The sequence below is a fragment of the Flavobacterium sp. MEB061 genome, assembly GCF_000834715.1.
Lineage (GTDB): Bacteria > Bacteroidota > Bacteroidia > Flavobacteriales > Flavobacteriaceae > Flavobacterium > Flavobacterium pectinovorum.
Genome location: NZ_JXQR01000020.1, coordinates 1 through 3580, shown reverse-complemented (window position 1 = coordinate 3580; position 3580 = coordinate 1). Strand labels below are relative to the sequence as shown.

Sequence of the window (3580 nt, the reverse complement as noted above, 5' to 3'; positions counted from 1 at the left end):
CGTACTTGTTGTGTTAGCAGCCGGAGCACAATAAATTGGCGTTCCAGTGATAGTTGTAATCGTTGGCGGATTCAAAGCAGGAATGTTAACCCCATTTGTTAATGTGAATAGACATCCTTTAGCATCTTTAACTAAAACATCAAAAGTTGTACCTGCAAATACTTCATAAGTATTTGTAGAAGTATAAGTTACTCCATTATCAAAACTATATAAATATGGAGCTGTACCATCAGTAGCTGTTACAGTAACAATTGCTTTTGTCGGAACATTTCCTGTAGCACAAGTTAAAGGAGCTGTTATTGCCGAAGTAGCTGTTAAAGCAACTGGCTGCGTAATAACTATTGGCGCACTTGGATAAAGACAAGATTTAGCATCTCTAACAGTAATAATATATGCATTTCCTGCTGCTACTCCTGTAAATACATTAGATGTCTGGAAAGTTCCACCATCTAATTGATATTGATAAGGACCAACACCTGAAGTAACATTTACTGTAATCGTTCCGTCTCCACCACCAAAACAGCTAACATGTGTTTGAACAGTAGCAAATAATGTAGGCTGAACAGGATCTAAAGTTAAAGTAGCAGTAGCCTGACATGCCGTTGGCAATTTAGCATCGTTTACTCTGAAAACATAATTTCCTAAAACGCTTGTTGAAAGAACATTAGAAGCCATAGTTGTATAACCACCTCCATTTACAGAATATTCGTAAGTGTAAGCTGTGTTATATCCACCTGTAGCAGTCAACGTAATTGTTGCATTTGGTGTAGCTGTACAATCTAATTCTTTAGTTAATGCAACACTTAATTGTAATTGCGGTTTAACTTCATAAGTAGTACTAGCTGTACAACCATTACCATCTTTAATTACTAAGTTATAAATACCCGAAGCATTAAATGTAAAGTTAGGGCTTGTTTGGAAAGTACTTCCATTTACGCTATAAGTAGCATCACCAACAATTGCCGGATCAACAGTTCCAGAAATTGCAATTGTGAATGGAGTACCATTATAACAAATTGTAGCAGGTGCTGTAATTGTTGGGTCAGCATCTTTATTTAAAGTAACTGAAGCTTGTTTAATACAACCATAAGCATCTTTTACATAAGCAATATAATTTCCTGCATCTCTATTAAATGTGTTGGCACTTGCCCAACCTGCAGTCGCTGCTGTTGGAGCCGAAGCCGAAGCTAATAACAATTGATATGTGTATGGTGCTGTACCATCTTTAGCAATTGCAGTAATAACTCCTGAGTTAGCGTTACAATTTGCATTTTTAGAGACAGAAGCTGTAAGTGACAAGTCAATTGCAGACTGAGTAATATTAAATGGAACTGTAGCAACACTACATCCAGCGTGAGTTGCACCAGCTGTTTCTCTTACCAGAACAAAATAATTACCAAAAGGCAATGGTCCAAGGTTAGAAAGTGTCAAAATTCCACCAGCTGGAACAGAACCTGTACCGGTAATTCCAGTTGACACTAGTGATTGAGAATTAAATATCTCATAACTTATTGGAGTAACCGATGCATAAGAACTTCCTATTGTAAAAGTTACTTTACCATCTGCACTTCCTCTACAAGTAATATTACTTGCTATTAGAGCATTTGTTGTTAAGGTTGAATTTGTAGGAATCGGAGTTGTAGCCGATTCGAAATAGTAACAACCTGTTACAGAATCATGTACTATAAAAGTATATTTTACACCTGGTATTAAATTAGGTATAGTTGTTTTTTTACTTCCTACAGCATCTTCATTATACCAAGGCAATGCCGTTGGGGATGTGTAAACCATTCCCGGACCAGTATAAATTGCAAAGTGGAAAGGACCAGGCCCTGTTATTGTACCTGTTGCAGTTGTATTAATAGCTACAAGTGCAGAACCAGGTGAAGAACAATCTGCCGGTGGCGCCGTTACAATAATATCTAAATCGTCTGGTGGCGAAGCAACTAGTACGTTTTGTTCGATATTGGTACAACCATTTGCATCTGTAATAATAATTTGATATAAACCGAAATCTACAACTTCAAACACAGCCGTAGCTCCAGTTTGATTTGTAATTTGTTTGTCATAGCCATTTACTCCTGTTACGTGGTAGATATAATTTGGTGTTCCACCAGTAACCGAATTAATTGTAATAGAACCTAAAGAAACACCTAAAGCACCACAAGTAATTGGAGTAACAGTACGACTAACAACAATTGGAGTTGGTTGTGCTATAGTAATATTGAAAGTATCAGTACATCCTTTTGCATCAGTAACAGTAACTACATAGTTACCTGCTGCTAAGCCAGATGTTTGTGTCCCATAATTAACTCCTGTAGTTGTATTTCTAACATTATATACAAATGGAGCTTGTCCTTTTGTATCATCAATTGTAATTGCAATTGCTGCTGTAGCATCTCCATTACAATTGATAAGCGCTGTTTGTACAACGTTTGTAATATCTGGATTAACAGGTGCTGTTATAATAATTGGAGTTGTAGTTTCGAATATACATCCTTTACCATCAGTAACTCTGAACGTATAACTTCCTGGAGTCATTGTGTTGAAAACGTTAGAAGCCATAGCAGTATATGCTCCTGCAGCTTCTTTAGATTGGTATGTATAAGGAGTACTTCCTCCATTTGCAGTCAAAGTTACCTGAGCAGCTGTTGGTAATGAACATGTAATGTTTTTGTCTAATACAGCTGTTAAGCCTAATATATTATCAACTGTAACAACATTACTATTTGCTGTACATCCGTTACCGTCTTTAATTCTAACAGTATAAGTTCCTGGTGTAGTAATTACAAACGTATTACCTGTCTGGTAAGAAGCGCCATTGTCAATACTATAAGTTAAAGGCGCTACTAAACCTGCTCCCGGAGTTGCTGTAATAGTATAGCTTCCTACACCAAAACATTGACCTGTTGCAGAAGCTGTAACAGTAGGAACAATATCTTTAGAAATCGTAATGTCTAATTTGAATGTACAATTGTTAGCATCAATTACATGAACATCCCAGTTTAAACTAACTGCCGGATCAAGATTTGCTTTATTGTTGTTTGAATATGTTCCTACCGGAGCACCATCCTGAACGAACGAATATCTGTATATTGGTGTTCCTCCAGCTGCTGTAACAGTCACCGCTGAAGTACTAACAGAACAGTTTCCATTTACTGCTGCATAAGTTGCAGATAAAGGAGCTGCAGGTTGATCAATAGTAATCGAAGCAGGAGCTGTACAACCTGTTGCTTCATCAGTAACAACAATTGCATAATTTCCTGCAACTAAATTTGGTAAAGTAACCGTTGTGCTGCTAATTCCTGTTACGGCAATTCCGCCATTAACAGTATAAGAATAGGTAGAAGCAAAACCACCCACAGTTAATCTTATAGATCCTGTGTTACCACCGTTACATAATACATCACTTAATTTACTAGCAACAGCCGTAATTGGAGTAACTGGATTAATTGTATGAGCTTCTGTATAGAAACATCCATTTGCATCTGTAACTTTAAACATGTATGTTCCCGGAGCAAGATTTGCAAAAGAATTAGATGTTTGTTTAGCAATAATTACCGGAGATGGAGCAATAGTT

General features: G+C 36.9%; 1 pseudogene. It reads right to left on the bottom strand.

The annotated features are described in order from the left end of the window. A pseudogene (locus RT99_RS11810) lies at nt 1–3580 on the bottom strand (hypothetical protein); the annotation flags it as partial.